The organism is Streptomyces sp. GMY02, assembly GCF_019056675.1.
GTDB classification, from domain to species: Bacteria; Actinomycetota; Actinomycetes; order Streptomycetales; family Streptomycetaceae; genus Streptomyces; species Streptomyces odonnellii.
In genome coordinates this window covers 7,443,334-7,469,137 of record NZ_CP077658.1, presented here as the reverse complement: position 1 = coordinate 7,469,137, position 25,804 = coordinate 7,443,334, and the positions used below count along the sequence as shown (strand labels likewise).

The window sequence follows — 25,804 nt, the reverse complement described above, 5'->3', positions numbered from 1 at the left end:
CAAAGTCTGTAGGCGTCGCCCGGGGTGACCACCCGCGCCGGTGATGGGCCGCCGTCCGTGTTCGGTCGCCGCTGGCGCCGGTTGCTTCCGCAGCGCGTCACCGGCGTTCTGGTCGGTACCGGACATCCGGTGGCAGCGGCACCCGTATCCGTGACGGTTCGAGTAGAGCGGCTCGCGGACGGCGGCTACCGGATTTCGGGTTTCGCTGTGCGTGACATGAGGTCCTTGACCGCATCCTGCGGGGATTGTCCTCCGTGGACGATGCTGACGAGATCTGCACACCCAACCAAGTTAACTCTGAGGCACGAACACTTTACACACGGTGATCATCTCCACGTCACGCAGCGTGTGACCTGCACCCCTTCTTCGTGGCGTGACGCTAATCACACGTTTAAACCGTGAAGCGCGCCCCCGTCGACCGGCCCGGTGGTTCGCTCCTGTCCGATCGGACAGCCAGAGCAGAGGCACCTCGCCGTAGCGGCCGACGCAGTCTCAGGCACGCTCAGCGCGCGGCTGGGTGTCGCTCAACTCGCCCTGCTTGTAATAGAGTTAGTGATATGGGTGCGACCAGGCGTGAGGTGACCAGGGACGTCGTGGCAGTTGCAGCTCCGCAAGAGCTCCCCGTACTCCAGAGCCTGCAGATGCTGGACGAAGCGCACATCACTCGTCTGCTCAGCCGCCAGAACAGCAAAACAGACCCATTGGGATTCGGTCTGACGGAGGCCGCAACCCTGGTGACTCCTGTGGTCTGGTTGGTGGTCAGCGAAGTGATCAACCGAGGGGCGGGCATGGCGGCTGATAGCCTGTTCGCCCGTCTCCAGTCCAGAACGCGCAGTCTGCTGCGGCGTTCACAGGCAGAGCCTGCGGCCGTACCCCCGCTCTCGGCCGAACAACTGGACGCCGTGCACCGTAGAGTGCTTGAGCGGGCGGCCGATGCTGGTATCGAGGGGGCAAACGCCCAGTTGCTGGCTGACGCGGTGGTCTCGCGGCTGGCGCGCGAGAGCCAGTAAGCAGATCCTCCTGTGAATCCGGTCGACCAACTCGTCCAAGGACGAGGGACCGCACGACGCTTCGCGCTGCTAGTGGTCATGCTGATGGGGTCATGTCTCTCCCAGATAGGCGCTGTGGTCCTGGCACTGCAGGCAGAGTCGTTGTCCATGTATTGCGCCGACGTCGTGGGAGCGGAAGCCGACATGCTCCGTTCCGCGCAATCGGCCCGCGCTGTACTGGCCGAGTTTGACGACTGCCGTGAGAAAGAAGCGTCCAGGGCGCTGCGCACCGCGCTGAGTGGGACAGGAGTGGTTCTGTGCACGGCGCTGGTCGTGTACTGGACCCTGCCGTCCTGGCGGCGCCACCGGCGACGACTGATTCCCGCTGCCCAGTTCGGGTCCGGGGCCCCTCCGGAACCGGTGGTCCTCGCTCCGCAGCAGAAATGGCAAAGAATTTGGACCGCCGAGGAATGGCACCGACGAGAAGACGGGAAGAAGCCCGAGAACGAGGCGCCCGGTCCCCGCGAATCACTGACAGAGCATCTGTCTCGACTGACGCGCCAGGGAGGCATCCGCCGTCCGCCTAGCTTTGTCGTCGACGTCGGCGCGCTGTCGACGGGGGCTGTCGTCTTCGGCCGGGGCGGCAGGCACACGGTGTGCCTGGACATTGGCCTGGTGATACTCCGCGACAGGCAGCCGAAGATGTTCCAAGCCGTGGTACTGCATGAACTGGCACATCTCCGCAACGGCGACGTGGACATAACCTACGTCGCCTTATCGCTCTGGCGGGTCTACCTCTCGGCCGTACTGCTGCCGTGTCAGGCTGTCGCCTGCTGGCTGCTCATGGAAAGGCACTGGCAGGGAGAGGAAAGGATCCCCTGGAAAGACGCTGAACCTGACCTGGCCTGGGTGGCGTCGTCCGTGCTCCTCACCGCCATGATCTACCTGACCCGGGCCGACGCCCTTCGCCGACGCGAACTGGTCGCCGATCTCGATGCAGTCGCAATCGGTGCCGATCCGGCAATGTGGCACACCGCGTACCGTGCCGAGGCGGTCAGGGCCACCGTCGGCCCGGGGCACGTGCGGCGGGCCGCATCGAGGCGATGGTTTACCGATCTGTGGCGGACCCACCCCACATGGAAGCAGCGGCATGAAACGCTGGTCCGGTCGGAGATAGTCGATTCCGGCAGCACGCATGCACTGGCCCTGCTGTGCTGTGTGGCGGGACTGACATCGTTGCAGTACGCCCTCTTACCTTTTGCAGGGGACGAGCTCGATTTGTTGACACGTGCGATCCTTTTCGCCAGCCTCATCCTGTTTATTTCATTTTCAACAATGACATTAAAGGCGTCGGAGACAGTTCCCCGCGCGGTGGCGTGGTATCGACATCGCCGCGCCATGGTCGTATATTTTCGTTTCGCCACCATGTCGATGGGGCGACGGCTGGGCGTGATAGCGGTCTGCATCTGCTGCTCTTTATTCGCTGTCGAAATGATCGTTCGTTACAGCGGCAACTGATCGGCAACGCCCAGCGGCACCTCCTCGGCCAGCTCCAGGGACCGGGCCGCCACTCCAAGAACAGTTGACGAGTCGCTCGGATGTGTCCGAGTGGCCGCATAAGAATCGGACAAGGGGCGCACCGCTTCGAATTGGACGGCTGCCGTTTCAGGAAAGGGGGCATTCGGTCATTCCTCTGGGCCTTTCCACGGGAGAGCCGGAGCCCGAAGAAAGTGTCTGGTAATAGCCTTTCAACCCGTCCAGCATCTCTTTGCTCTTCATCGCGTCACGGACTGCATACTTGACTGACGCACGGTCCTTACTGATGCCGCCCCCGTACCTTTCGACGGAACCATAAGCGTCACTGGTGACGATGTACTTTCCCTCATGCTTCTTCTGAAGAGACAGAGGACTCATGACACTTCGGGGAGAGCCTGCGCTACATAGCCGGAAGTCTCGCCCTGACTCCGGCCGTGACTCTGCTCGATGGGACAAGCATCACGATGGGTGCCGTACCCCAGGTACTCGCCGCAACGAACAAACCCGCACCGACCCAGGCTGCCGACATCTCCTCCGCGCGGTTGGCGGCGAGGCTGTCCGGCAGCCCTCTCCGAACGCACCGAGACCTCCACGACGTGGGTCAACAAGGACGGCTTACTCACCACCGAACTGGCCGCGGGCCCGGTCCGTTTCGAAGACCCGGCCAGCGGCACCGGACGCCACGCCGACCTCGACCTCGTCAGCACGGACAAAACCGTCGAACCCAAGGCACACCCACGCGGTCAGAAACTGGCGGGCGGATCCGTCGGCTGCGGCGCAGCTGCGCGACCAACTTCGGGTCGGGCTGCATAGCCGTCCGCCAATGCAGCAGGACCGACCCGGCTCTATCCCCGCCAGTTAGCAGTGTCGGCGCGCGATGCGCGTGGGACGACGCCACCCTGCGGGCCCACCGCCGTCTGTTCACCCCGACCATCGGTGTCCGTTTCACCCCGCAACTACCCCTTGGCGTGACGGTTCGTCCGTTACCGAACGCCACACCGTGATCGTTCGGCGGACGGAGCGGGTCCTGGACAGCAAGGCTCAACACCGCCAGCGGTCGCCCATATCCCCTGCCCCTCTCTGACGTTGTGCTGGCGCCGACGACGACACCAAACCCGCGTCAGTCACCACAGACGACGGCACATCTGGGAAGACGGCGGCCGTGGTTGCGGAATAGAGTCAGGGCCGGAGGTCCCGTCCCGTGGCGTGTGCATTTGGTGATGGGTCCCGGGTCCTTCCCGTTCAGTCTGGTGGGCCCGTGGCCCGCCGGGTGACGAATGGTTACCCCGCGGGAGGCGGGGGCGGCGTGGGTGTCAGGTGGCGGGTGAGGATGTCGCCGGCTTCGGAAGTGAGGGGACCACCGGTGGAGTTGAGGCCGAGGGCGCCGCCAGTTTCGGGGGTGGTGGGGCTCGTGGGGTTGAGGCCGAGGCGGTCGGCGAGGTCGCGGATGTGGAGGCGGGTGGCGGCTTCCAGGAGGAGCGCGTAGGTGTCGGTGGCCGTGCGGGTGCGTGCCCGGCCGGTGAGGGTGAGTGTGGCGGTGATGAGTGCGGCGGGCCACCACCAGGCGGCGAGGGGGAGGTAGAGCAGGGCCCAGGCGGTCAGGGTGGCTGCGCGGGTAAGGTTTTGACGGACGGTGGTGATCTGAACGCGGGTCTCCTCGGGGAGGATCAGCCACAGGTGTGGCCAGAGGGTGGCCAGGTCGAGGTGGTGGTCGCGCTCGAGGCGGACGGCTGCCGCGTTGAGGCGGTCTCCGCTCCAGGTGGGGCGGGTGGGTTCCTCGGGTGCGATGCAGGTCATGGTGCGTTCGGCGGCGCGGCGTGCGGCAGGGTCGGCGCGTCGGCCGTGGGCCAGGGCTTGGGCGTCTTGCTCACGGTGGTGATGCCAGGTGCGGGCTGCGCGGGTCCAGCGGTCGTGCCGCCGGGCCGTTTGCCTGGCGGCGAGCCGGCGGAGTGGGGGTGGCCAGGTGTGCCAGTCGGCGGCCAGGCAGAGCCGTTCTGTCAGGGAGCCAAGGGCCTGGGCTACCAGCCTCGTGGCTGCGGCGCCGGCCAGTGTCGCGGCCAGCAGCACCACGTAGCCGTCGGTGTTGCTCGTGGCCGGGTGGTTTGCCCAGGTGGTGATCTGTCGGGTGAGGAGTGGCAGGTCGAAGGGGCGGGTGTGGCCGAGGGTGTGGGCGGTCACGGCGATGGCGAGGTAGAGGGCGCCGGGCAGAACCAGCAGGGACAGCCACCGCTCGGCGAGTTTCTTGCCCAGCTCCGACAGGAAGCCGCCCACCGGTTACAGCCGTTCCCTGCGCAGCGTGCTGTTGCTGATGGCGCAGTGCGGCACCGGGGCAGCGGCCTTGGGCCACCAGTAGCGGGCACACCTGCCTGCCGGACACAGATACACCTGCTCGGCGCGGGTGGTGCTGATCCCGGCCGGCCGCAGACCACGGATCGCGCCCGCGTGGTCGGTGTAGCCGTCCAGGCCCTGAGGGTCGCCGCCGGCCTGCAGGACGGCGTGCAGCACGGCAAGAGGGGCCACTACGTCTCCGCCGCCGTGTGCGGCGGCCAGTACCCGCTCCACCGGGCCGTGCTCCCCGCCCGGCCCGTCCCGTAGATCCGCGCGGATCTCCTCCAGATGCGCGCAGACCGCGGCCAGCCTCTCCGCCCCGTCCGGCGCCGCCAGCCCGCCCCCGTCGGCCATGGGTTCCCTTCCCGCCTGCCCTGCCCGTTCTTGTCACCGGCCTGCCTCCGGCCAACTACGTTGGAATGGACCAGGGTTGGCCGACACCACGAGGGTACTCGGGGCGTCCTTCCGGCACGGCGGGGCGTACATGCCACGGAACACATGGCGGACAGAGGAGGCCGGAGTGCTTGAGGAATGGCTGACCGCGGTGTGGGCCCGGTTACAGCGGATCGCCGACACCGGCGATCCTTCCCCGGCACTGGAACCCCGGGCCCTCATCGAGGGCCGGCAGCTCACCGAACTCCTCCACACCAACACGGCTGAGTTCAGCGACATAACAGCCTGGTACGCGCTTGGCTGGCTCCACTTCCACAGGTACACGGCTCTCCCGGACGGCCAAGGCGGTACGGACCTGGGCAGCGCGGTAAAAGCGTTCACGCCCTGCTTCCTCACAGGCACCGGCGCCCTCCCCGAACCTCTCCTACCGATTCTCGCCGACACCGCGGCACCGTACGCTGAGCTCCTGTTCCAGCAAGCACGTGACTCCGCTGACCCGGACCTGCTCACCGCCGCCGTGGACTTGTGCCGGCGCATCGCGCAGGCCGCGCCCGCCGACCACCCCCACCGGGGGTTGTTGGTGTCCAACCTGGGGCTGGCGCTGCGGGAACGGTTCAGGCGGACCGGGGACCTGTCGGACCTGGACCAGGCCATCGTCATCGGGCAGGAAGCCGCACGCGCCGCGCCCACCAACTACCTGCGCCGGGCGTTGATACTGTCCAACCTGGGGCTGGCGCTACGGGACCGGTTCAGGCGGACCGGGGACCTGCCGGACCTGGACCAGGCCATCGACCATCTCCAGGCCGCAGTCCAGGCCACACCCACCGACCCCACCGACCGAGCGGGGCACCTGAATACCCTGGGGCTGGCGCTGCGGGAACGGTTCGGGCGGACGAGAGATCTGTCGGACCTAAGTCAGGCCATCGACCGCCTCCAAGCCGCAGTCCAGGCCACACCCGTCGACCCCACCGACCGAGCGGAGTACCTGAACAACCTGGGGCTGACGCTGGAGGACCGGTTCAAGCGGACGGGGGACCTGTCTGACCTGGATCAGGTCATCGATCGTCTCCAAGCCGCAGTCCGGGTCGCACCCACCGACCACCCCGACCGAGCGTCGACGCTGTCCAACCTGGGGCTGGCGTTGCATGTCCGGTTCGGGCTGACCGGGGACCAGACGGATCTGGACCAGGCCATCGACGATCTCCAGGCCGCGGTACACGCCCCGCCGGCCGACCACTCCGACCGGGCATCGACGCTGTCCAGTCTGGGGGGTGTGCTGCAACTCCGGTTCGAGCGGACTGGGGATCTGTCAGACCTGGACCAGGCCATCACCATCGGACAGGAAGCCGTACACACCACACCCACCGACCACCCCAACCGGGCGGAGCGCCTGAACAACCTGGGGAGTGCCCTGCACGTCCGGTTCAGACGGGCGGGGGATCCGTCAGACCTGGAGCAGGCCATCGTCATCGGACAGGAAGTGGTGGACGCCACACCCGCCGACCATGCCAGCCGAGCGGGGCACCTGAACAACCTCGGGCTGGCGCTTGTGGCCCGGTTCGGGCTGACCGGGGACCGGACTGACCTGGATCAGTCCATCGACTGTCACCACGCCGCGGTCCGGGCCGCGCCTGCCAGCCACCCCGACCGAGCGGTGTACCTGAGCAACCTAGGGTTGGCACTGCGGGACCGGTTCGGGCTGACGGGGGACCAGGTGGACCTGGACGCGGCGGTGTCTGTTCTGGGCGAGGCGGGCGGTGCCGTTTCGGCGGTACCTTCGGTCCGTATCCGGGCAGCGTGGACGGTTGCGGGGCTCATCGCACGGTCTGATGCGGGGCGGGCGGCGGAGGCAGCCGAGGCCGCGGTACGGCTGTTGCCCGAGGTGACCCTGCGCCAGCTGAGGCGGGGCGATCTCCAGCATGCGCTCGGCCGCTTCGCCGGACTGGCCGGGGACGCCACAGCACTGGCTCTCGCTGATCCCCGCGGGACCCGGCAGGAACGCGCCACCCGCGCGCTGCGGCTGCTGGAGGCCGGGCGGGCGGTGCTGCTCGGCCAAGCGCTTGATACCCGCGGCGATCTCAACGACCTGGACCGGCAGCGCCCCGACCTGGCAGCGCGGTTCGTTCAGCTGCGCGACCAGCTCGACCAGCCCACCGGCACCGCCGCCGACGGAAGCGGTGAGACGGGCACCCGTACGGTGCGCCAGGACCGCGCCGTACACGACCGGCACCAACTGGCCCGCGACTTCGCCCGGACACTGGCCGGGATCCGCGATCTGGACGAATTCGCCTCCTTCGCCCTCCCACCCGCCACAGAGGAACTTCTCGCCCAGGCGCAACAGGGCCCCATCGTCGTGTTCAACGTCAGCAACTACCGCAGCGACGCTCTGTTGCTCACCCGGGCGGGCATCACCTGTCTGGAGCTCCCCCAGCTCACAACCGGCGCCCTGTCCGAGAAGGCAGGCTCCTTCCGACAGGCGCTGCACACCGCTACCGCGAGCGGGGACAAAGCCCAGCGGCGGCAGGCCCAGGACGTGATGACGGAAGTCCTGCAATGGCTGTGGGATACCGCAGCCGGGCCCGTTCTGGAGCAACTGGGCCATCACCGCCAGCCTCCGGCGGACACCGACTGGCCGCGGGTGTGGTGGGTACCGGGCGGACTGCTCGGACTACTGCCCCTGCACGCCGCCGGCTACCACACCGACGCCGCCGACGACCCGCACCGGCGCACCGTCATGGACCGGGTCGTCTCGTCCCACACCCCCACAGTCCGCGCCCTGCGTTACGCCCGCCAGCACACTCGGGAACACACCCCGCACCCGGACACCCCCGGCCAGGGACTGGTCGTCGCGATGCCTACAACCCCCGGCCTCCCCCACGACGGCCGGCTGAACCACGTCAGTACCGAAGCCGAGGTGCTCCGCCGCCACCTGCCGCGCACCGTGCTGCTGAGCGAACCCGATCCCGGCAGCCACTCTCCCGGCCCGCCACCGAGCAGGCCGACCAAAGCAGCCGTCCTGGACCACCTCCCCCGTTGCCACATCGCCCACTTCGCCTGCCACGGCGCCAGCAATCCCGCAGACCCCTCCCAGAGCCTGCTGCTGCTCCACGACCATCAAAGCGACCCCCTCACCGTCGCCAGCCTCACCTCAGTCCGCCTCGACCACGCCCAGCTGGCCTACCTGTCCGCCTGCCGCACCGCAGCCCTCGACGCCGCACACCTGGTCGACGAGGCCATCCACCTGACCTCCGCTTTCCAGCTCGCCGGATTCCCCCACGTCGTCGGCACCCTCTGGGAGATCGACGACAAGATCGCCGTCACCGTCGCCGACACCTTCTACACCCACCTGCGCACCCCCGACCGAACCATCGACACCAACCGGGCAGCCTGGGCACTGCACCAGGCCGTGCGCAGCGTACGAGACGGCCACGACCTGCCCGGCCCGCTCGACCGGCCCCGGACTCCCTTCCTGTGGGCCGCCTACCTCCACGCCGGCGCCTGACGGAAGCAAGCACTCGGGCAGCAGGTCCGTCTGACGCGCGGGTGCCGGGTCCACCCGGAACGGCGGCGCGGCCAGGCGTGGCGGCAGCCGTCCGGCGGGGCGCGTCACCGGACCGGTGCGGCGGGCGCAGTCGGCCGGGCCGGCCCTCACGGGAAAGTGCGGCAGCCGAATGAGCCATCCCCGCAGGCACGGGGAGCAGACCCGGGTCGTCAGCCCGGAAATATACCGCTGGGGACCATCCCCGCGGGCGGGGAGCAGTTCGTACACGACCTCGTCGTCCAGCAAGACCTCCTCCCCCCGGCATGCAGGGATGGTCCCATCCTCGTCAGCGCCCAGCTTGCCTCATACGCCAGCGCCGTCTTGCCGGCGGCCGCATCACCTGCGCCGCCGACCTGGTCGTTCCGTGACGCATTCCGCTCGCGGCTTCTGGCCGCGCTCATCGACGCGAGCCACCCGCGCACCGGCACCACCGAGCAGGCCATCGTCCGCTTCGGCCCGGCACAGCACCCCGCCGGACCTGCCGGCTACGTCATCGGATAGCCTCCGAGCCACAGTCGCCCGGACGGGTGGCGCCGATGCCCACGCCGCAGGCCAGACGCTCGAAGAGGACCCCGTCCTCATTTTTCCTGGCCGGGTCGACGCCAGGGCGGAGTCCGCAGAGTACCGCTCTCAGGTCCGTCGGCGCCTGCGTATTTCCTCCAAATCGTAACGATTCTCATCCAGGCTCAGTTTGAGGGGGATGAACGATGCCCCCCACGCAAGCGCCCTGGCGCAGGTCAGCTGTCATCAGCCACTCATCGCGGTATGTCACGGGGCTGGCCGGTCTCATCCGCGACAACCGACCAGCAGGAACCAGCATCCCCACGCAGAGCGTCGCTCACCCTCGGCGCCTTACTAACACGCCCCCTCACAGGGCCTGACCTGCCCGACAGGTCACCTGACGCCCCATCAGAACGAGCGTCAAATGAGCGTCATTTCAGCGTCAAGATATCGCCCGTAACGCCCACACCGCACATAATGCGCACAGGCAAAACCGCAGGTCAGAAGGGATTCGCAGCCGGTTCGAGGATGGCGACACACTCCACGTGGTGCGTCATCGAGACCACATCAACGCCGCATGACGCGCCTACCGGGATGACGTGCCCTCGACGTCCCCGACCAACGGCCGCCCACCAACTCCTCAGAAGGCAGGAAAGTCACCCCAGGAAGCTCAACCGGACCCGACGGTCCGTGTTACTCGTGTTCGTGTCCGCCAACCTCCGTTAGGACAACCCGAGAGTAGCGAAACGCAGGCCGCTCCAGTCAGCAGGTGCCAGCTCGGGGATGGCAACCTTCGCGACTTGAAGGTCTGAGGGTTATTGCCTCGAGGAGAGACTCCCGACGCGGAGCCGCAGTCATTCGGAGCGACTGCCGCCAGCCTGAGCGGTGGCACTTCAACCACATCAAGCTCTCTTTGATAGCGACCCACACGGGCAAAGAAAACGCAAACTCTACCGAGGCTCCAGGGCGGGAGGCGGAGGTTGTCCGCTCTTGGCCGGCTTCCGGATGGTCCGAGCGCTTGGCGAAGCTGCAGACAGACGACTTGTATCATCAGCAGATGCCAGCAGGCGGGCATGCACCTTCGGACTATCTTGCCTTCTCGGCAGTGGTCATGCTGAACCCGACTGTCAAGCGAGCGCGTCGTAGCCGGCCTCGGTGGCCTCCATAAGGTCCGGCCGCGCTCCGTTCGCCGGGTGCACGATCCGGATCAGACCCCCGTCGTGCAAGTCGAGCACCGCCTGGTAGAGACCGAACTGCTTCTCCTGCCAGGCCACCCGGCGCGGGTCTTCCTCCGCGGCGCTTCGCTCGAAGTCCGGCGGGTTGATCGCGTCAAAGAACGTGGATGCAGCCACCGGCTCCGGAGACTGGGCGATCAGACGCAGCAACTCGCGCTCGTCACCGATCAGCGTTCCGACCGAAACGTCGGGATCCTGCCGACGAGGCAGATCCTCCTCCTGGCGACGCTTAGGTTGCGTCTGGGGCGGACGTGTCGTTGCTGTTCGTACGGACGGTCCCCAGTCGAAGAGGGCGTACAGGTCACTCGCCAACTTGACGAGGTCATCCGGGTCGGCCGTGCCCGGTTTCACGATGGCTGGGGCTGGTGAGGCATCTGTGTAGAGCCCGGGTGTCAGAATGAAGCCGTGCTGACACACGCTGTCTAGCGACTCCGAGACGCAGAACCCTGGTTCGTCCGCATACGTTACTCCGTGTTCGCCTGCCGATGCCGTCCCCCGCCACGAGTGGTACGTCCTGGCGATTCTGGCCAGGTCGGCGTCTGTCAGAACACGCCGCGTCCGGCTTGCAAAACTCCCCAATTGCCGAGCGTCCATGAAGAGGATCTGGCCATGCCGGGCCGTCGGCTTGTCCTTGGTGAGGATCCACAGGCTCGCCGGGATCCCTGTCGACAGGAACAGCCGATCCGGCAACGCGACGACGCAGGCCACGAGGTCCGCCTCCAGTATCGCCCTGCGGATCCCGGCGTCAGCCTTCACGGTGGAGTGCATCGAGCCGTTGGCGAGAACAATGGCTGCCGTGCCGCGCTGGTCGAGCTTGGCGATCGCGTTCTGAAGCCACGCATAGTTGGCGTTGGTACCCCGCGAAACACCGTACCGCCACCTTGGGTCGGTGTTGCTCAGTCCCCACTTCACGTTGAAGGGCGGGACGCTCATGACGAAGTCCGCCTTGAGGTCCGGATGCTGGTCGTCGACGAGGGAGTCGCTCGAGCTTCCGGCGAGGTCGCCGTGGATGCCGTGGACGGCGAGATTCATCTTGGCCAGGCGCCAGGTCCGCGCATTGACCTCTTGGCCGTAGACCGTGATGCCGGACTCGTGCCCTCTTCCCCCGTGGGCTCGGACGAACTTGGCCGCTTCGACGAACATGCCGCCCGAGCCGCACGCCGGGTCGTACAGTCGGCCTTCGTGTGGCCGCAGGATCTCCACGATCAGCCGGACGACCGACTGGGGCGTGTAGAACTCGCCTCCTCGTCTGGCCTCCAGGTCCGCGAAGCCTGCGAGGGCGTATTCGTAGAGGGCACCGCCCACGTCCTGCGCCGTTCCGGACGCGTCGCGGGGATTGATTCCGTCAATGAGGCTGACGAGTTCGTCGAGGCGTACCTGCTGGACCGCGCTTCGTTCAAAGTTCTTTGGAAGGGCACCACGAAGGGAGGCGTTCTCCCGCATGAGCGCGTCCATCGCCTCATCGAGGATCCGGCCGCTCGTCCGGCCGTCGGTGTGGGCCGCGATCCGGGACCAGCGCGCGGTCTGCGGAACCCAGAGCACACCGGCGCGCGTGTACTCCTCGGGCCGCTCCAAACGGGCGTCCACGAGATCCCCGGCGACTCCGTCCGCAGCGAGTTCTCCGACCAGTTCCCTGCGGCGCTCTTCGAAGGACTCGGAAACGTACTTGAGGAAGACAAGGCCAAGGACGAACTCCTTGTGGAAGGCGGCGTCGACAGAACCTCGGAGCTTGTCGACGGCCTGCCACAGGAAATCCTGAACAGTCACCGCATCTGCGGCGTCCGGCAGCTCCGCCTGGTCGTCAGGGGGTCCGTCCAGCGGTTCCATCGGGCTCCTTCAGCTGCCGGTGCGCGGGTCGCGGTCTCAGTACTTCGACCCGTCTCGATTGTCCATGATCGAGGTTGGAGCCGCCTCGCCTGCGCTGTAACGTAACGACGGCATGCGGATTTTCGTGAACCGGGGGGCGAGGCAAGGGTGTCGACGATCGGGCTGGCCGCCGCCATCGAAGAGCTCCGGCAAGAGCTCTACCAGGCACAAGACCTCGGCGCCGGGCAGCAGTTCGGTTTCACCGTCGAAGAGGCGGAACTGGAGCTGCTACTCGAACTGCGCAAGAGCGGCAAGGGCGACGGCAAGCTCACCTTCGGTGTGGCCACTGTCGGAGTCGGCGGGGAGGTCTCCAGCGTCCGCACCCATCGGCTGACCCTCAAGCTGTCCGTCCGCGATCGTGCCGCAGGCGGCACGAGCCCCGAGATCAGCGACGCGGAATCCGGGTCCTGGGACGAGGAGTGACGTGGATCCGCGCAGACTCGCGCTGATCCGTTGCGGGATCGACCAGCGACGCCACAGTGTCGGCTCCGGCTATCTGATCGCCCCACGATTGGTGCTCACCGCCCGTCATGTGCTGCTGCAAGCCGACACGGGAAAGCTCTGGCCGAAGATCCAGGTGCGTTTGGGCCACCCGCGTGACGGCCTGACGGCGTACGTGGGGGCGGAACTCCTCTGGGAACACCCGGAGGGGCTGGACGTCGCGCTTCTGCGCATCGACCACGAGACGGACGTGTCGGGTCCCGTCCGATGGGGCCGTCCGGCAGGCAAGGTACCGCTGCAGTACGACGGTCTCGGCTTCCCGAAAGCGGCGGCCGTCGACACTCGGCAAGTCGAGCATCTACGCGGCGTCCTCTCACCCCTGTCAGGCTCTGGCGACCGCTACGTCCTGGACCAAGGCCCCGCGCCCGCTCCCGGGTCTGGCGACAGCATGGCCTGGGGCGGGGCTTCGGGAACCGCTGTCTTCTGCGACGACCACCTCGTCGGAGTCGTGATCCGGGAACCGCAAACATACGCGGCAAGACGTCTTTTCGCCGTCCCAGTCCACACCTTTGTCGAAGACGCCGGCTTCGTGGCCCACGTCGAGAAGCACGGTGGCGGGTCCCCCGGCGTGACCGTACTCGACGCAGCCGCGCTACCGAAGGCCGGACCCGCCGCCGGGCGTACGCCCACCGAGCGCGAACTTGAAAAGCTGCTCACGCCGCTGTTCGCCGATCCCGCCCTGCGAATACCACACGCGCGGGACCTGGCGCGTGGTCTGGGCTACGACATAGGGGGCTACGAGCCCACCCTCGCCGACCTCTCTGCCCTCCTGGCGGCACACCCCCGCGCCCTCGCATCGCTCGGCGGCGCGCTCGCCGCGACGGGTGCAGGCGAAGCCAACCGCGCCTCTCTTACCGCCCTGTTCTTCCAGGCCCAGATACTCGAATGCGGTTCCCTGCTCTCCCTGGCAGAGCACGAGGAGTTGTTCGACCTTCTGCACGGGCTCTGCAAGGAGCACTCGACGTTGCTGCCGCGGGCCGCACGCGAGGCGCTGCGCTACACAGTCCTTCCCGAGAGCCTCACCCGTCCCCGTCTCACGGAGGACCTCCTCGACAACGCGATCGTGGAACTGGAGGCGCTCTTCGACAGCGAGAGCGTCCCCCAGGGCACGCCACCGGTCCCGGCACTCCTGCGTCTCGTCGAGTACGTGGCGGCGGCGTCGGGCCCCGAAACGGCCGTCAAACTGCGCTCGTGGACGTCGGCGACCGCCACCCGGCTCGGTATCCACCCCGACGCCCTGGACGAACGGCGCCGGGACGCCGCCCACTGGGCGAAGCGCGAAAGTGCGCCGGTGGCGCGAATAGTGATGAAGTTGGAACTCGACGACTCCGCGGGGGACGAACAGTATCGGTGCCAGTTCCTGCTGGCCCGCACGGACGGCTCACACAGCGTGCTCCACGAGACAGGATCGCCTGCGAAGACGCCTCAGGAGGCCGCGCACAGTCTGCGCGAGGCCGTAGCCGCCACGAGGGAGGAGCCCGGGCAGGGGGACCATGTGCCATGGGTGACGGTCGTAGTGGAGCGGAGAAGCCTCCATCTGGCCGTCGACGAGTGGACACCTGCGTGTCTCGACGAATTCATGCCCGCTCAGCCGATCGGGGCAGACTACCGCGTGACCCTGAGCTGCCCTGAGATGAGCGGCCTCAGAGCCGAACGTGACACGGACCAGACGCGCCGGTGGAAGCTCGGACAGACGAGCGCTCTAGTCACCGACTCCACGTCCGTCACCTTCCAGCAGCTCAGATATCTCCTCGAGAACGAACACCGGGACGTCGCACAGGTTGTACTCAATGGCCCCGCCGATCAACGAGAGTCCTGGCTGGCACTCTGCCTCGCTCTGGGGGTTCCGGTCATCCTCTTCGACCGCGACGCCGACGGCTACGTTGACTCGCCCAGGCTGAGAAGCCTCGCGCCTGGCGGCGAGCTGGACGGTCTTCCCGAGCGCGTCCGCGAGTACCGGAGCCGCTCGCTCGCCTACCCGGGAGAGCATCAGGCTCGCCCCGCCCTCGTCTGGGAACCCGGCGGTCAGCACCAGAGGCCTGGACCGCTGCGGCTGAGGGACCCCAGGAAAGGAACCTACGCGTCATGAGCACCCCCCAGTCCGCGGGCGATACGTACTCCCAGCCCTCCACGTCCGACCAAGACCGCTGGCGGCTCTTCCGCGGCGACGGAGAGCGCCGCGAGGTCCCGTTTCCCGAAGCGCCGCCGTGGCGCCGCTTCGACCTGCCGAAAGTACCGCCGACGAAAGGGGTGAGCCCGGCTGCCCGGCCCTATCTCATCGGCCCCGACGAGGCCGATGTCGTGAACGCGGCGCTCCATCTGCGTCGGCCGCTGCTGGTGACCGGAGCTCCTGGTACGGGAAAGTCCTCGCTGGCCCACGCCGTCGCCCATGAACTGGCGCTCGGCCGTGTCCTGCAGTGGCCCGTCAACAGCCGTTCCGTCCTGCACGACGCCCTGTACCAGTACGACGCCGTCGGCCGGCTCCGGGAGGCCAACCTGAGCCGCGACGCGGACGGCAGGGAACCGGACATCGGCCAATACATCCGTCTCGGCCCTCTGGGCAACGCACTCATTCCCCAGGAACGTCCCCGCGTGCTCCTCATCGACGAACTGGACAAGGGCGATGTCGACCTGCCCAACGACCTGCTGACGGTCTTCGAGGAGGGTGAGTTCACTATTCCTGAGCTCACCCGCCTGCCCAATGGCGATGTGCCGGTGTACGTCCAGACCGACGACCCGAGTGCCCCGGCCCCGGTCACACACGGCCATGTCCGCTGTCGGGAGTTCCCCGTCGTAATCATCACGAGCAATGGTGAGCGGGACTTCCCGCCTGCCTTCCTCAGGCGCTGTGTCCGACTGGACCTCCCGGAGCCCGACGAACAGCGCCTGAGGGACATTGTCGCTGCACACCTCGGCCCCGGGGCTCTCGACAGCGTCGACGACTTGCTGCGGCAGTTCCTCGACCGCCGAGTTTCCGGCGAACTCGCCACCGATCAGCTTCTGAACGCGGTTTTTCTCCGCAAGGGCGGCGTCGACCTCGACGCCGGCTCCCTTCTGCAGGCCGTCCTGCACCGGCTCGGCGGAACCGTGTGACGCCGTGATCTCACGCGTAACGAAGGTCTTGGCCGACAGCGGGGCGGAGCTCTCTCACGAGGAACTGCTCGACACGCTCTGGCTCGCCGGAAAGCTGCCCAGGGGCGCCGGGGCCCTGGCCCGGGCCGTCGTACCGGCGACGGCCCCTGACAGTCCGCAACCGGACAGTCGGGAACCGGACGGATCACCTTCACGATCGTCGGAGTTCGCAGAGCCCAGCGTAACGACCGCCGAGCATACGGACGCCGAACTCACACGCCCGCTCATGGCCGCGGCACAGCAGCACGCGTACGAGAACACGGACACGCCGTCCTCGCGCGCGGTCGCCGTCCGCGCACCGGACACCCGGCCCGTCGGCACCGGGCAGCTGCCGCTCGGGAAGGCAGTCCGTCCACTGCGGCAGCGGTTTCCCGACCGCCGACGTGACGAACTCGACGTTGCCCGGACCGTCGCCGCCATGGCGGATACCAGAATGCCCGAGACCGTTACCCGTCCCGTGCCGACCCGCTGGCTCTCCCTCGCCCTCGTCATCGACGACGGCATCTCCATGATCCTCTGGCAGCGTCTCGCCGCCGAGATCCGAGCGCTCATGGAACGCGCCGGAGCCTTTCGCGACGTGCGTGTCTATGGGCTGCACACACGCGAAGGCACGCCTTTTATCCGTACCAGCCCCTACCGTGACAGCGGCCGCCGCCAGTCGCCGAACACGCTGAGCGACCCCACCCGTAACACCCTCGTCCTCGTGGTCAGCGACGGCGTGGGAGAGGCATGGCAGGCCGGCGGCATGCGGCACGTGCTGGAGCGCTGGGCTCGGTGTGGCCCCACCGCGATCGTCCAGGCGCTGCCCACGAGACTCTGGGCGAGTACCGGGATCAGCGCGCAACGCTGGCAGGTCACCACACACCGCCGCGGTGGCCCGACAGCCGCTTGGCAGGTCACCGATCCGGACCTGCCGCCGGACCTCGTCAGCTTCGACTCCGTACCGATCCCGGTTCTTGAACCGAGCCCCGCCGCCGTAGCCGATTGGGCGCGGCTCATCGCCTCGCCTGGCGGAACAGCGCTCCTTCCTCTGTGGACCAGCGGCCGGCCTTCCACCGGACAGCCTGTCACCGAGACCGGCCAGAGCGACGACGCCGAGGCGATCCTGCGCTTCAGGGAGGCTGCTTCTGCCGAGGCCTACCGGCTCGCGGCCCATCTGGCGGCGGTCTCACCCGTCACGCCGCCGGTGATGCGGTTGGTGCAGACCGCACTCGGGCCTTCCACCGACCCCGGACATCTCATGGAGGTGTTCCTGGGCGGCCTCATGTACCAGCTCGGCATCGACGAACCCGACCGGCTGCCCCACCACCGGCGCTTCGACTTCTCCGCCGACGCCCGCCGCATCCTCCTCAGCGCCGTCTCCCCCGGCGAGCTGTTGCGCACCACCACGACCGTCACCGAGCGCATCGAGGCCGCCGTGGGGCGCGCCCCGGTCTTTCCTGCCTGGGTCGGCCACCCGGAGGGCTTCGCCGTCATCGATGACACGGGGCGCTCTTTCGGCTGGTTGAAAGAGCAGTTGCTGACACGCCTCGGCGTGACAGCCGCGACCGCAGCTCCGCCGACACCCGTGACACAACGGCCTCATGGCGTCGACGAGGTGGACGAGCAGTCCGCGGAGATCGATGAACCAGGCATGCCGTACGCCCACCGGCTCAGCGATCTACCGCGGGGCTGGGCACCGCTCGAACCGGGCGACCCGGCGCGACTCGGCCGATTCCAGCTCGAGGGCCGTAGTGTCCGTGGCTGGCCCCACATGGCGATGTACCTGGCCGTTGACGAGATCGGCACCCTCGTCACAGTCCGAGCACCGTCCCCCCACTACATCAGCGACCCGAGCGCTCGGGACCTCATCCGCGTGGAAGCCGAGAGCCTGCTGCGGATGGGAGGCAGGTATGCGCCCGAACTCATCGACAAGGGATTGGACTCCGATGGGCGGCCATGGGTTGCCGCCGCTTGCGTGAATCGCACTGACGATCCGTCATCTTGGCCAGCGTCAAACCTGCGCACGGTCGTTGATACCCACAAGGGAGCCATCTCGGCGGAACTCTTCCTGCGGATCGGCCGTGGCCTGGCCGAGGCCCTCGAGCATGCCCATGGCGTCGGGCTCGTGCACGGCGCACTCGCGCCGCGGTCTGTTCTGGTAACCGACCGCGACATTCGGTTGATCGGCTGGATGACGGCGAGCGTCGACGGAATCGACAGCCCTCATCGCGACGCGTTCCCTGTCAGCGACTCGTACCTCGTAGCGAGTGATGCGGCGTCCTCACCCACCCCGGAGGCCGATGTCTATGCCATCGGCGCACTACTTCTGTCTGTTCTGACTGGCCGATGGGAGGACTTCAGCGTCGACCAGGGGAACCGGTCGAACCTGGCCGCATGGCGATGGAACCCAGAGCTCCTGGAAACTCTCTGGACCTGTCTGGATGCCGTCCCTGCCCGTCGTCCTTCCCCGGCCGACCTGGTCTCGGCCTTCTCCCCGGCGTCGGTCGGCCCATCGGCAATGGCTCGAACCTTGGAGCAGGCCGTCGCCACCGATGAGGCTGCTGTCGAACGAGGCCGCCGGCTGGCTCGGCTCGATCCACGCATCTACGGTCCCGAACTGGCAGTAAGTCTCATGAGGTTGTCCGGCCACCTGGCCACCGTTGGCCGGACAAGCGAGTCGCTGAGAGCCATTCAGGAAGCCGTGGCTCTGTACCGGGACAAGACCTTGGCTACCGAGGAGGCCTATCCGGTCGACCTCGCCAGGTCCCTTGGCGATCTCGCTGTCAGGTTGGGCGAAGCGGGTCGGGCAGACGAAAGCCTCGCCCGCCTGACCGAGGCCGTACAGATGCATCGAGAGCTGAGCGATCAGGACTTCGGGAAGTACGGTCCCGGTCTCGCAATGGTCATGACCAACCTGTCCAACCACATGGCCGCTGCGGGGCACTCGGAGCAAGCCCTTGAGACGATCCGCGAAGCCGTCGCCATCAACCGTGCTCTGGTCGGCTTGGACGCCAACACGACGCACGGACGTGCTCTCGCCACCAGCCTGACCAATTTGGGCAACCGGCTAGGGGGCTCGGACATCACCGAGATGCATTGCGGGCCGCCGAGGAGGCTGTCGAGCTGTATCGCAACCTCGCCGGGCTGAGAGAAGTCGATGTCTACCCGGACTTTGCCGTGAGCTTGAACAACCTGGCCGTGCGGCTTGCCAGGCTCGGCCACTATCTAGAGGCCAAGGATACGGCCGACGAAGGTTGGACGGTTACCCAGCGCCACGTTAACGAGCAATCGAATGCCGCCCAAGAGCTCCGCACCCAGTCCCGAGGCATCAGGGCATGGCTACGAGACGCCATGGCGGCGACTTCTGACTCCGGGCAGTGAGGCCGACTTCTGGGGAAGTGGGCCTACACCCTGCTGCGCCTTCGCCGCGAGGAACGGCTCACCTGGCCTTGACCTGAGCCGGGCACATTTCCTCGCTTGGTGCGGCCGGAGATCACTCCTAGATGGCAAGGGCCGGGGCCGGCCCTTGCCTCAACCCCGCGGTCACTTCTCCAGCAGGGTCACAGGGGCCTGGGGACGAGGAGGTGGCAGTCGAGGATCTGGCGGGCTTCCCTCCGGCGGGAGCGGCGGGGGTGTAGCAGGGCGACTCCGACGATGACGACGTACACGGTGATCCAGATGTGCAGGACGGTGATCAGGCCCCAGAGCAAGGGCCCGGTGGTCGGGAGCAGGGCGGTCAGTGCAGTGAGCATGGTTCCTCCTAATGTGTCGCCGGGCCGTGCGCTGCGGCGGTTCCCCCAGGTCACCAGGCGTGGTGCGCCCGGCCCGGGTAAAGGTAGGGGGTCTCTAATTACCGAAGGCGCGGCCTCTTCCGACGGAAGTGGGTAGGTTCGCGGCATGTCTTCTCCTGGTCCAGTCTCTGCTGATCAGCAGCTCGTTGAGCACGCGCGCCAGCACGGTTTCGTGGTGTCGGCGAAGCAGCTTGCGTCGTGGCGGCGGGCGGGGCTGTTGCCGGCACACACGAAGCGGGCGCTGGGCCGCGGGCGCGGGAGCACGTCGGTTCCGGACGATGAGGCATTCGGTCTGGTCGTGGCGCTCGCCCGGCTGGCGCGGAGGGGGCTCGGCCCTCTCATCTGGCGCTGGCGCTGTTCAGCGAAGGGCACCCGGTGCCGGAGGAGACCGTGCGGGACGCCTTCGGCAAGGCGGTCCGGGGCTTGGGCGCCGGGCTCGGCGAGGAATGTCCGGAAGAGGGTGAGAACAAGGAGGAGTGGGCGGAGCGCGTCGCCGACGAGGTGGTCGCCTCGGGGCAGCGGGTGCGGCTCGTTCCCGCGCGGGTGCGTCGGATCGATGAGGGCATCGCCCGGTACATGCGTGACCGGGGGGTGGTGTGGCCCCCTCCCGAGCTGGCCGACCTTGACGCGAACCCGGAACCTCCGAGCCTGTCCGGCGGGGAGGTCACGGCTGCCGCGGTGACCACGGTGCTGCGTGGAGGTGCCGCCGTCACGCCGCAGGGGATCGGTGACGTGCTGCGGGCCGTGCAGCCGACGGGGTGGGGCAACCCGGGGGCGTCACTGGCCGAGTACACGGTCGATGACGTCCCTGATGCCGCCCAGGAGGTGTTCCTTCCGGACGGCGGGATGAGCACCGTTCCCGACGGTGACGTCCGCGGCGCCCTGCTGAGTCTGGCGGAGACGGCCACCCTGGAGGACCTGCGGGACGCCTGGGAGGTGAGCGGGGCGACCCGCGAGTGGGCGCTGGACCTGTGCGCACGGGTCGAGGCGGAGCTCGAGGCCGGCGAGCTGGGCGACGCGGCCCTCGCCTGGCTGATGGGCAGGGCCTTCGTGTCGGGGCTGTTGCTGACGGCCCAGGTGGGAGACCGCCACTGGTCCCCCACAGACCGGGCGTCGGACTCCCTGATCCTGTTGATGATGCGGCGGTCGTTGCGCGACCTCGACGGCAAAGTGCCGGACTGTCAATGGGAGCTGCTCGGATCCCCCGCCGTGCTGCCGGCCCCGCTGATCCCGTTCCTCCAGCCGCGGCACGCCTCCGAGATCCAGTAGGAGAATCATGATCCAGAGCCCTCGTGAGACCGTGGCGGCGGCCATGGCCGAACTGGCGGTGCTGCGTGCTCTCCAAGTGGCCGGTCGGCGCTTGCTCGCGCGGCGGAGCCGGGCGGTACGGGGCCCTCTGCGGACCGTCCCTCCGTGGGAGCTGCATCTCCATCTGCCGGTTGGCGATACCGATCTGGCGCTGCTTTTGCGGGATGCGTGGGTCATCCCGCAGGCCGTCGGCCTGCCCTCGACCGTGATCGAGGCACTGGATCAGCACGTGCGAATTCTGCTTGCCGCGGGGCTCGGGTACCGCCGGGACGACTTGTTCAAGACCTTGTCCCGTCTGCCGCTGGAACAGCTGGTACTCCCTTGGGACGCGCCTGCCGGGACGGACAAGGCTCATGCCCCGAGCAAGTGATCCGGTGGAGCTGAGGGCGGCAGGCGTCCTGCGGTACTGCACGGGTGAGACCGTCGAACCGTATGACCGCTGCCCTCGGTGCGGTGATTTCCACGAGGTGCGCGCTGCCCCCGACGGGCGCTTCGACCTTATGTGCGGCGATGATCGGGCAGTCGAGGTCACACAGGTGACCAGCAGTGTGGCTGAGCAGAACCGGCGCTCCTGGGAGCCGTACCTCAAGAAGCGTGCGGTACCCGAGTTGAATTTGGGCTGGCACGTGGTGTTCGAGAGTACGGCGAAGGCAACCTACGGGGGCCGCAAGGGGAACCCTCGCTTCAGGGATGCCCTAACCTTCATCAGCCCGGCCCTGGCCGAGCTGGAACGGCGTGGTGTGCACCTCTTCACCCCTGGCACGGCCTGTATCGAGCATCCGTTCCACGAGGCGGCGTGCCCGTACGGCATCCTGCGCAGTGCCGGAGTAGTCTCCGGCTGTTCCGTGCCCAGCGACACGACCACCGGCTACATCAGCGCCGGCCTGCTGACGGGGTCCGACCAGATGCCGGCTTTCAACCCGGACCACTGGGCCGGGAAGGCCGAGAAGAACCGCCGCCAGGGAAAGCCCCCACCGCCCTCTCCCCTCCCGGAACCACTCCGAATCGGCCCGGTGCTGTGGTCGTTCGATCCGGGCTTCCTCGCTTCACTGGAGAAGCGCCGGGCCGAGGACGAACACAAATCGGCCGAGACGACGCGAGCCCTTTTCCCCGGTCGCCACACCGATGCCGAACTCGCAGAACTGGCCCGCCGGGACGTGAGCGAACGGATCAACCTCGCACGATCCCTGACCTGGCGGACCGCGCTCCCGGCGAACCCGCCGCCCATCGCTGACGCCGACGGCGGAACGGATCTGGTGGACCTGCTGGAAGTCGAGTTCGGGCTGCACGAGGACCTGGCCCTGAAGCTCAACGCGGCTTCCGACCGACCGCGCCGAGAGGTGTTCTTCTGGCTCACCTGGATGCGTTCCTCCGCATGGCACCGTCTCGCCGCTCCAGGCCTGCTGCCCCCGCGGTCTCCGAACGTACCGGGCGGCATCACCGGCCTCTGGGTGGGCTGCCTGCTGGACCAGACCCACGTCCTGCACTGGGACCACGACACCGGCTGGACGCGCCACCCGCTCCCGAACCCGCTGCCTGTACCCAGATTCCCCGACTGCCCCTGACCAACGACAGGACAGCACAGAGGCATTTCGGCCCCCTCATGGGCCGAGGTCGGACTGTGAGGAGGACCCACTTTCCGGCCACAGGCACGCTCCTATTATATGCGCCGGCGACTGTGCAACAGCTGCGCGGGAGAGGCTCTCGGTACTTCAACGGGAGGGCAACACATCACCGTCAGCCAGACGTAGTGCCCTTCTCCCCGTTTCGCTTCTCAATCGAAGGCGCCCGCTCGACTCGACCTCCCCCGAGAATCTTCCCGATTTCAGCCAACGTCTCTTCGCCGAGCAACGAAGGATTGGCCTCAAGCATCAGCATGATGCTGTCCTCAACCTGCTTAGGCGTAAGCGTCTCCGTTGGGACATTCAGTTCCAAAGCATCACCTTCATCCTCGATCCGAGCATTGCGCAGAATCCTCAACTGCTCTTCACTGAATAGCCTGGCCACTAGAGCCGCAGTGAAGCGCTCCTGCCCTTCCGCGCTACTCATACTGACTCTATGCCCGTCGAGGGCGGTAGCCAATTCTCGCGAATCCTCTGAAGATGCAGATTCGACCAGGGTGGACGGCTCAGGAGAGATGGCTTGACTGTCAGCCTTGCGAGTCCGGACAAGTCTGTTACGCGTCGATTTCATGAACGGGCGGGCCTGATCATTCCACCATCTCTTGAGGTGGGGTGCAGACCTCTCAGCAGCTTTGACGAGAATAACTAGGGCCTCGATTATTTCCTCGGGTTCCAAGCGCTCCTGCGCTCGAGAATCCGCCCCGTACTCACCGGTGACATAGACGACCGACGACGAACCCGTCAGCGAATCCCCTTCACCCTCGTCGATTTCATAGATCTTGACTTGCCCCTTAACTCCTTTCGAGCCAGATATAAACAGGTTTGGACTCGATGCACCATCACCGTCTCTTGATCGCCCAAGCTGTACGCCTTCTTCGTACTCAATCTCGACTCTTTTTCTCACCATCTCTTACCTCCATAGGTCGATCCTTCGGGAGCCATTCTCCAACTGCACCTATGTCGGCGGATATCCAGTCGACGAGCTTGGCTACCAAGGCGAGACCCAGGTCTACTGCTCCACTCGCTTCCAGGGGGTGGGGCCGATCAATGGCGCGATAGCTCTTCTCCAGCAATTAGCCCAGGTCTTGGCGAAGGCGGCGAAGATAGGCGTCGATCTGCCCCAAGCCGGGCCAGTCGCATCCCCGGAGGCGCGAGGTCTCCGATAGGAGCCGTTCACCTACGTGCAATGCCTGCGGGAGGTTTTCCGACGCGGCATGCAGCCCCATCAATCGTGCAAGGGCGTCCAAGTAGCGGTTGACGGCGTCCTCGTCGTCGGAGGTGGGCGTGGCCTCACTTACGCGATCGAAGGCTTGGATGGCGGCGATGGCTTCGCCGAGTTCCATCCGGCACTGCGCGGCGTAGTACCAGCACAGCTGGGCCTGCTCGTCGTGGTCGCCGTAGCGGTCGGTGTAGTGGTGGGCGAGCGGCTCGAAGAGCACGAGGGCTTCGCGATGGCTTCCGGCCAGGAACTTCACCTGGGCAAGACTGAACTGCATGCCTTCTTTGAGCTCCGGGTCAGCAGCTCTGGCGATGGCTTCGGCAAGTGCGTCGGCCGCCTGGGTGAACTGGCCATCCTGAGCCAGCCGCGCTGCCCGGTCGGAGACACGTCCGCCTCTTGCTCGGTCAGTGCGGCGGGGCCTGGCACAGACCCCTGCGGTACGGCGACTGATGGGGGCGCGAGCGGCGAGGGAACGACGAGTGTGGGGGTGTACGAGGCGGCGACACCGGGGCTTGGTGTCCGGCCGCCGAAGGGCCGCAGGAACGGCAGACGAGGGTCGAGGATGCCCTCGTCGGTCGTAGCTGCGGTGCCGGTGGCGGCGTGGACGAAGGGCAGGAGGGTGTCGTAGACCTCCATCGCGTCCATGCGCTGCTCGGCTTCCTTGGTGAGCATCGCCAGCAGGAGCTTCTCGATGTCGGCCGGCACGTCCGGGCGCAGGGTGCGGATGGGCGGGGGTGGGGTGTGGACGTGGTGCCACATGTGGGAGCGGCTGTCGTCGGGGGTGAACGGCGTTTTGCTGGTGAGGAGTTCGTGGAGCACGCAGGCAAGGGCGTAGACGTCTGCGGCGGGGCCGACGGCGTTGGCTAGGCTCTGTTCGGGGGACATGTAGGGCGGGGTGCCGACGGTCATGCCGACCTGGGTGAGGCGGGGCAGGGTGCCAACTCCGCGCAGGGCGGCGACGCCGAAGTCGAGGACCTTGACCACGCCTCCGGGGGTGAGCATCAGGTTGGACGGTTTGATGTCGCGGTGAACGACGTCGTGGTGGTGCACGGTGTCGAGGACGGAGGCGATCTGGGCGCCGACGGCCGCGGCCCAGGAGACGGAGACCGTCTCGCTTTCGTAGTCGGTCTCGTCGATGAATGTCTGCAGTTCGCGTCCCTGGAGGAGCTGCATGACGACGAACAGCCGTCCGCTGGCCTCGTCGGTTCCGGTGTCGTAGACGGCCGGCACACCCAGGTGTTCGATGCCGGCGGTGATCTGGACCTCGCGCAGGAAGCGGGCGCGGCGGGTCTGCAGGGTCTCCTCGAAGGCCACGCCCTGGAAGCCGGACGGGACCGGGCTCTCGGCCAGCATCATCTTGACCGCGACACGGCGGTCCAGGCGCTCGTCGTAGGCCTGCCAGACCTCGCCCATGCCGCCCGCGCCGATGGGCGTGTGCAGCCGGTACCGGCCCGCGATCACGCGGGCCGGTACGCCGACTTCGAACCTCGGCGTGCCGCCCCCCTGGTGCATCAAGTAGCCCAGGGCCGCCTCAGACAGAAGGATGTTCGACGTTGCGGCCGAGCCGATCCACGGCTGCAGCCACCAGCCCGTCGTAAGGCCCCCCCTCATCGCGAAGCCACGGGCCCAGTTTCGGCCGGGTCATCGGGTCGGTGGCGCCCGACACCTCCCAGTCATCGGCCCAGCCGATGATGTGGCCCCCGACAGACGCGGCAGCGGTCAGCACGTCCTCCCGTTGCCGCTCCGGCGACGATGTCGCGAGCTTCATCCGCGACAGACGTCGCACGCCGAGCAGGCACTTCCCGCATCCGTCGTAGGGGCGTTCGATCATGTTCAGGTCCGTACCGCGCAAGACATCTC

The 25,804-nt window shown here is 67.4% G+C and carries 18 protein-coding genes; 10 read left to right on the top strand and 8 right to left on the bottom strand.

The genetic code is table 11. The features are described from left to right. Window positions 1-557 precede the first annotated feature (557 nt). Together KQY30_RS31865 and KQY30_RS31860 are read left to right on the top strand one after the other, a co-directional pair. Window positions 558-1,010: a hypothetical protein gene (locus tag KQY30_RS31865; protein WP_217310006.1), complete on the top strand. Its 453-nt coding sequence runs from the start codon at window positions 558-560 to the stop codon at window positions 1,008-1,010. A gap of 114 nt (window positions 1,011-1,124) precedes the next feature. After that, entirely contained in the window at window positions 1,125-2,507 is a 1,383-nt protein-coding gene (locus tag KQY30_RS31860; RefSeq protein ID WP_217310005.1) for a M48 family metalloprotease, read from the top strand. 1,299 nt (window positions 2,508-3,806) lie between these two features. On the opposite strand, the gene KQY30_RS31855 is transcribed toward KQY30_RS31860, so the two are convergent. Next, entirely contained in the window at window positions 3,807-4,796 is a 990-nt protein-coding gene (locus KQY30_RS31855; RefSeq protein WP_217310004.1) for a hypothetical protein, read from the bottom strand. A 3-nt stretch (window positions 4,797-4,799) separates the two neighbouring features. Continuing rightward, complete coding sequence (locus KQY30_RS31850; protein WP_217310003.1) at window positions 4,800-5,207, bottom strand: hypothetical protein; 408 nt, start codon at window positions 5,205-5,207, stop codon at window positions 4,800-4,802. Between the two features lie 166 nt (window positions 5,208-5,373). Between KQY30_RS31850 and KQY30_RS31845 the strand changes: the two genes are divergently transcribed. After that, on the top strand, window positions 5,374-8,748 hold the full coding sequence (locus tag KQY30_RS31845; RefSeq protein WP_217310002.1) for a CHAT domain-containing protein: 3,375 nt from the start codon (window positions 5,374-5,376) through the stop codon (window positions 8,746-8,748). Between the two features lie 1,667 nt (window positions 8,749-10,415). On the opposite strand, the gene KQY30_RS31835 is transcribed toward KQY30_RS31845, so the two are convergent. Continuing rightward, a complete protein-coding gene (locus tag KQY30_RS31835) occupies window positions 10,416-12,350 on the bottom strand; it encodes a class I SAM-dependent DNA methyltransferase (protein ID WP_254407410.1) in 1,935 nt (644 codons plus the stop codon). A gap of 147 nt (window positions 12,351-12,497) precedes the next feature. Here KQY30_RS31835 and KQY30_RS31830 point away from each other — a divergent pair, with 147 nt between their 5' ends. Genes KQY30_RS31830 through KQY30_RS31815 form a run of 4 tightly spaced genes read left to right on the top strand, consistent with a single transcriptional unit; the run spans window position 12,498 to window position 19,152 of the window. Further along, window positions 12,498-12,812, top strand: coding sequence for a trypco2 family protein (locus KQY30_RS31830; RefSeq protein ID WP_123544716.1), 315 nt, complete (start codon window positions 12,498-12,500; stop codon window positions 12,810-12,812). After that, window positions 12,748-14,979, top strand: a complete 2,232-nt coding sequence (locus KQY30_RS31825; RefSeq protein ID WP_367997452.1) for a trypsin-like peptidase domain-containing protein — start codon at window positions 12,748-12,750, stop codon at window positions 14,977-14,979. Before KQY30_RS31830 ends, KQY30_RS31825 begins: the two co-directional genes overlap by 65 nt. Further along, window positions 14,976-15,983 carry a MoxR family ATPase gene (locus KQY30_RS31820; protein ID WP_217310000.1) on the top strand — a complete coding sequence of 336 codons (1,008 nt, stop codon included), beginning with the start codon at window positions 14,976-14,978 and terminating at the stop codon, window positions 15,981-15,983. Before KQY30_RS31825 ends, KQY30_RS31820 begins: the two co-directional genes overlap by 4 nt. Window positions 15,984-15,987: 4 nt before the next feature. Further along, window positions 15,988-19,152 (top strand): tetratricopeptide repeat-containing protein kinase family protein, encoded by a 3,165-nt coding sequence (locus KQY30_RS31815; RefSeq protein WP_302185348.1) that lies wholly within the window; start codon window positions 15,988-15,990, stop codon window positions 19,150-19,152. 412 nt (window positions 19,153-19,564) lie between these two features. Here the strand turns inward: KQY30_RS31815 and KQY30_RS31810 are convergent, their stop codons facing one another. After that, window positions 19,565-19,756 (bottom strand): hypothetical protein, encoded by a 192-nt coding sequence (locus KQY30_RS31810; protein ID WP_217309998.1) that lies wholly within the window; start codon window positions 19,754-19,756, stop codon window positions 19,565-19,567. A gap of 414 nt (window positions 19,757-20,170) precedes the next feature. On the opposite strand from KQY30_RS31810, the gene KQY30_RS31805 reads away from it, so the two are divergent. The 3 genes from KQY30_RS31805 to KQY30_RS31795 all read left to right on the top strand — a co-directional run bounded on the left by KQY30_RS31805 (window position 20,171) and on the right by KQY30_RS31795 (window position 22,668). Then, window positions 20,171-21,064, top strand: coding sequence for a hypothetical protein (locus tag KQY30_RS31805; RefSeq protein ID WP_254407408.1), 894 nt, complete (start codon window positions 20,171-20,173; stop codon window positions 21,062-21,064). A gap of 7 nt (window positions 21,065-21,071) precedes the next feature. Beyond that, window positions 21,072-21,473 (top strand): hypothetical protein, encoded by a 402-nt coding sequence (locus KQY30_RS31800; protein WP_217309997.1) that lies wholly within the window; start codon window positions 21,072-21,074, stop codon window positions 21,471-21,473. A gap of 178 nt (window positions 21,474-21,651) precedes the next feature. After that, complete coding sequence (locus KQY30_RS31795) at window positions 21,652-22,668, top strand: hypothetical protein (protein ID WP_217309996.1); 1,017 nt, start codon at window positions 21,652-21,654, stop codon at window positions 22,666-22,668. Window positions 22,669-22,840: 172 nt separating this feature from the next. Here KQY30_RS31795 and KQY30_RS31790 read toward each other — a convergent pair whose 3' ends face one another. From KQY30_RS31790 to KQY30_RS31780, 4 genes are all read right to left on the bottom strand, one after another. Beyond that, window positions 22,841-23,632 (bottom strand): hypothetical protein, encoded by a 792-nt coding sequence (locus tag KQY30_RS31790; protein ID WP_217309995.1) that lies wholly within the window; start codon window positions 23,630-23,632, stop codon window positions 22,841-22,843. Between the two features lie 166 nt (window positions 23,633-23,798). Then, a complete protein-coding gene (locus KQY30_RS36825; RefSeq protein ID WP_254407407.1) occupies window positions 23,799-24,221 on the bottom strand; it encodes a hypothetical protein in 423 nt (140 codons plus the stop codon). After that, window positions 24,197-25,456, bottom strand: a complete 1,260-nt coding sequence (locus tag KQY30_RS31785; RefSeq protein ID WP_254407721.1) for a serine/threonine-protein kinase — start codon at window positions 25,454-25,456, stop codon at window positions 24,197-24,199. The genes KQY30_RS36825 and KQY30_RS31785 overlap by 25 nt, the downstream gene beginning before the upstream one ends. A gap of 19 nt (window positions 25,457-25,475) precedes the next feature. Then, a complete protein-coding gene (locus KQY30_RS31780) occupies window positions 25,476-25,775 on the bottom strand; it encodes a recombinase family protein (protein WP_254407406.1) in 300 nt (99 codons plus the stop codon). Between the last annotated feature and the right edge of the window lie 29 nt (window positions 25,776-25,804).

Coding starts and splice junctions, on each gene's coding strand:
- KQY30_RS31865 (WP_217310006.1), top strand. CDS start 558: ATGGGTGCGACCAGGCGTGAGGTGACCAGGGACGTCGTGGCAGTTGCA.
- KQY30_RS31800 (WP_217309997.1), top strand. CDS start 21,072: ATGATCCAGAGCCCTCGTGAGACCGTGGCGGCGGCCATGGCCGAACTG.
- KQY30_RS36825 (WP_254407407.1), bottom strand. CDS start 24,221: ATGCAGTTCAGTCTTGCCCAGGTGAAGTTCCTGGCCGGAAGCCATCGC.
- KQY30_RS31835 (WP_254407410.1), bottom strand. CDS start 12,350: ATGGAACCGCTGGACGGACCCCCTGACGACCAGGCGGAGCTGCCGGAC.
- KQY30_RS31780 (WP_254407406.1), bottom strand. CDS start 25,775: ATGATCGAACGCCCCTACGACGGATGCGGGAAGTGCCTGCTCGGCGTG.
- KQY30_RS31850 (WP_217310003.1), bottom strand. CDS start 5,207: ATGGCCGACGGGGGCGGGCTGGCGGCGCCGGACGGGGCGGAGAGGCTG.
- KQY30_RS31790 (WP_217309995.1), bottom strand. CDS start 23,632: ATGGTGAGAAAAAGAGTCGAGATTGAGTACGAAGAAGGCGTACAGCTT.
- KQY30_RS31810 (WP_217309998.1), bottom strand. CDS start 19,756: ATGCTCACTGCACTGACCGCCCTGCTCCCGACCACCGGGCCCTTGCTC.
- KQY30_RS31820 (WP_217310000.1), top strand. CDS start 14,976: ATGAGCACCCCCCAGTCCGCGGGCGATACGTACTCCCAGCCCTCCACG.
- KQY30_RS31785 (WP_254407721.1), bottom strand. CDS start 25,456: ATGCACCAGGGGGGCGGCACGCCGAGGTTCGAAGTCGGCGTACCGGCC.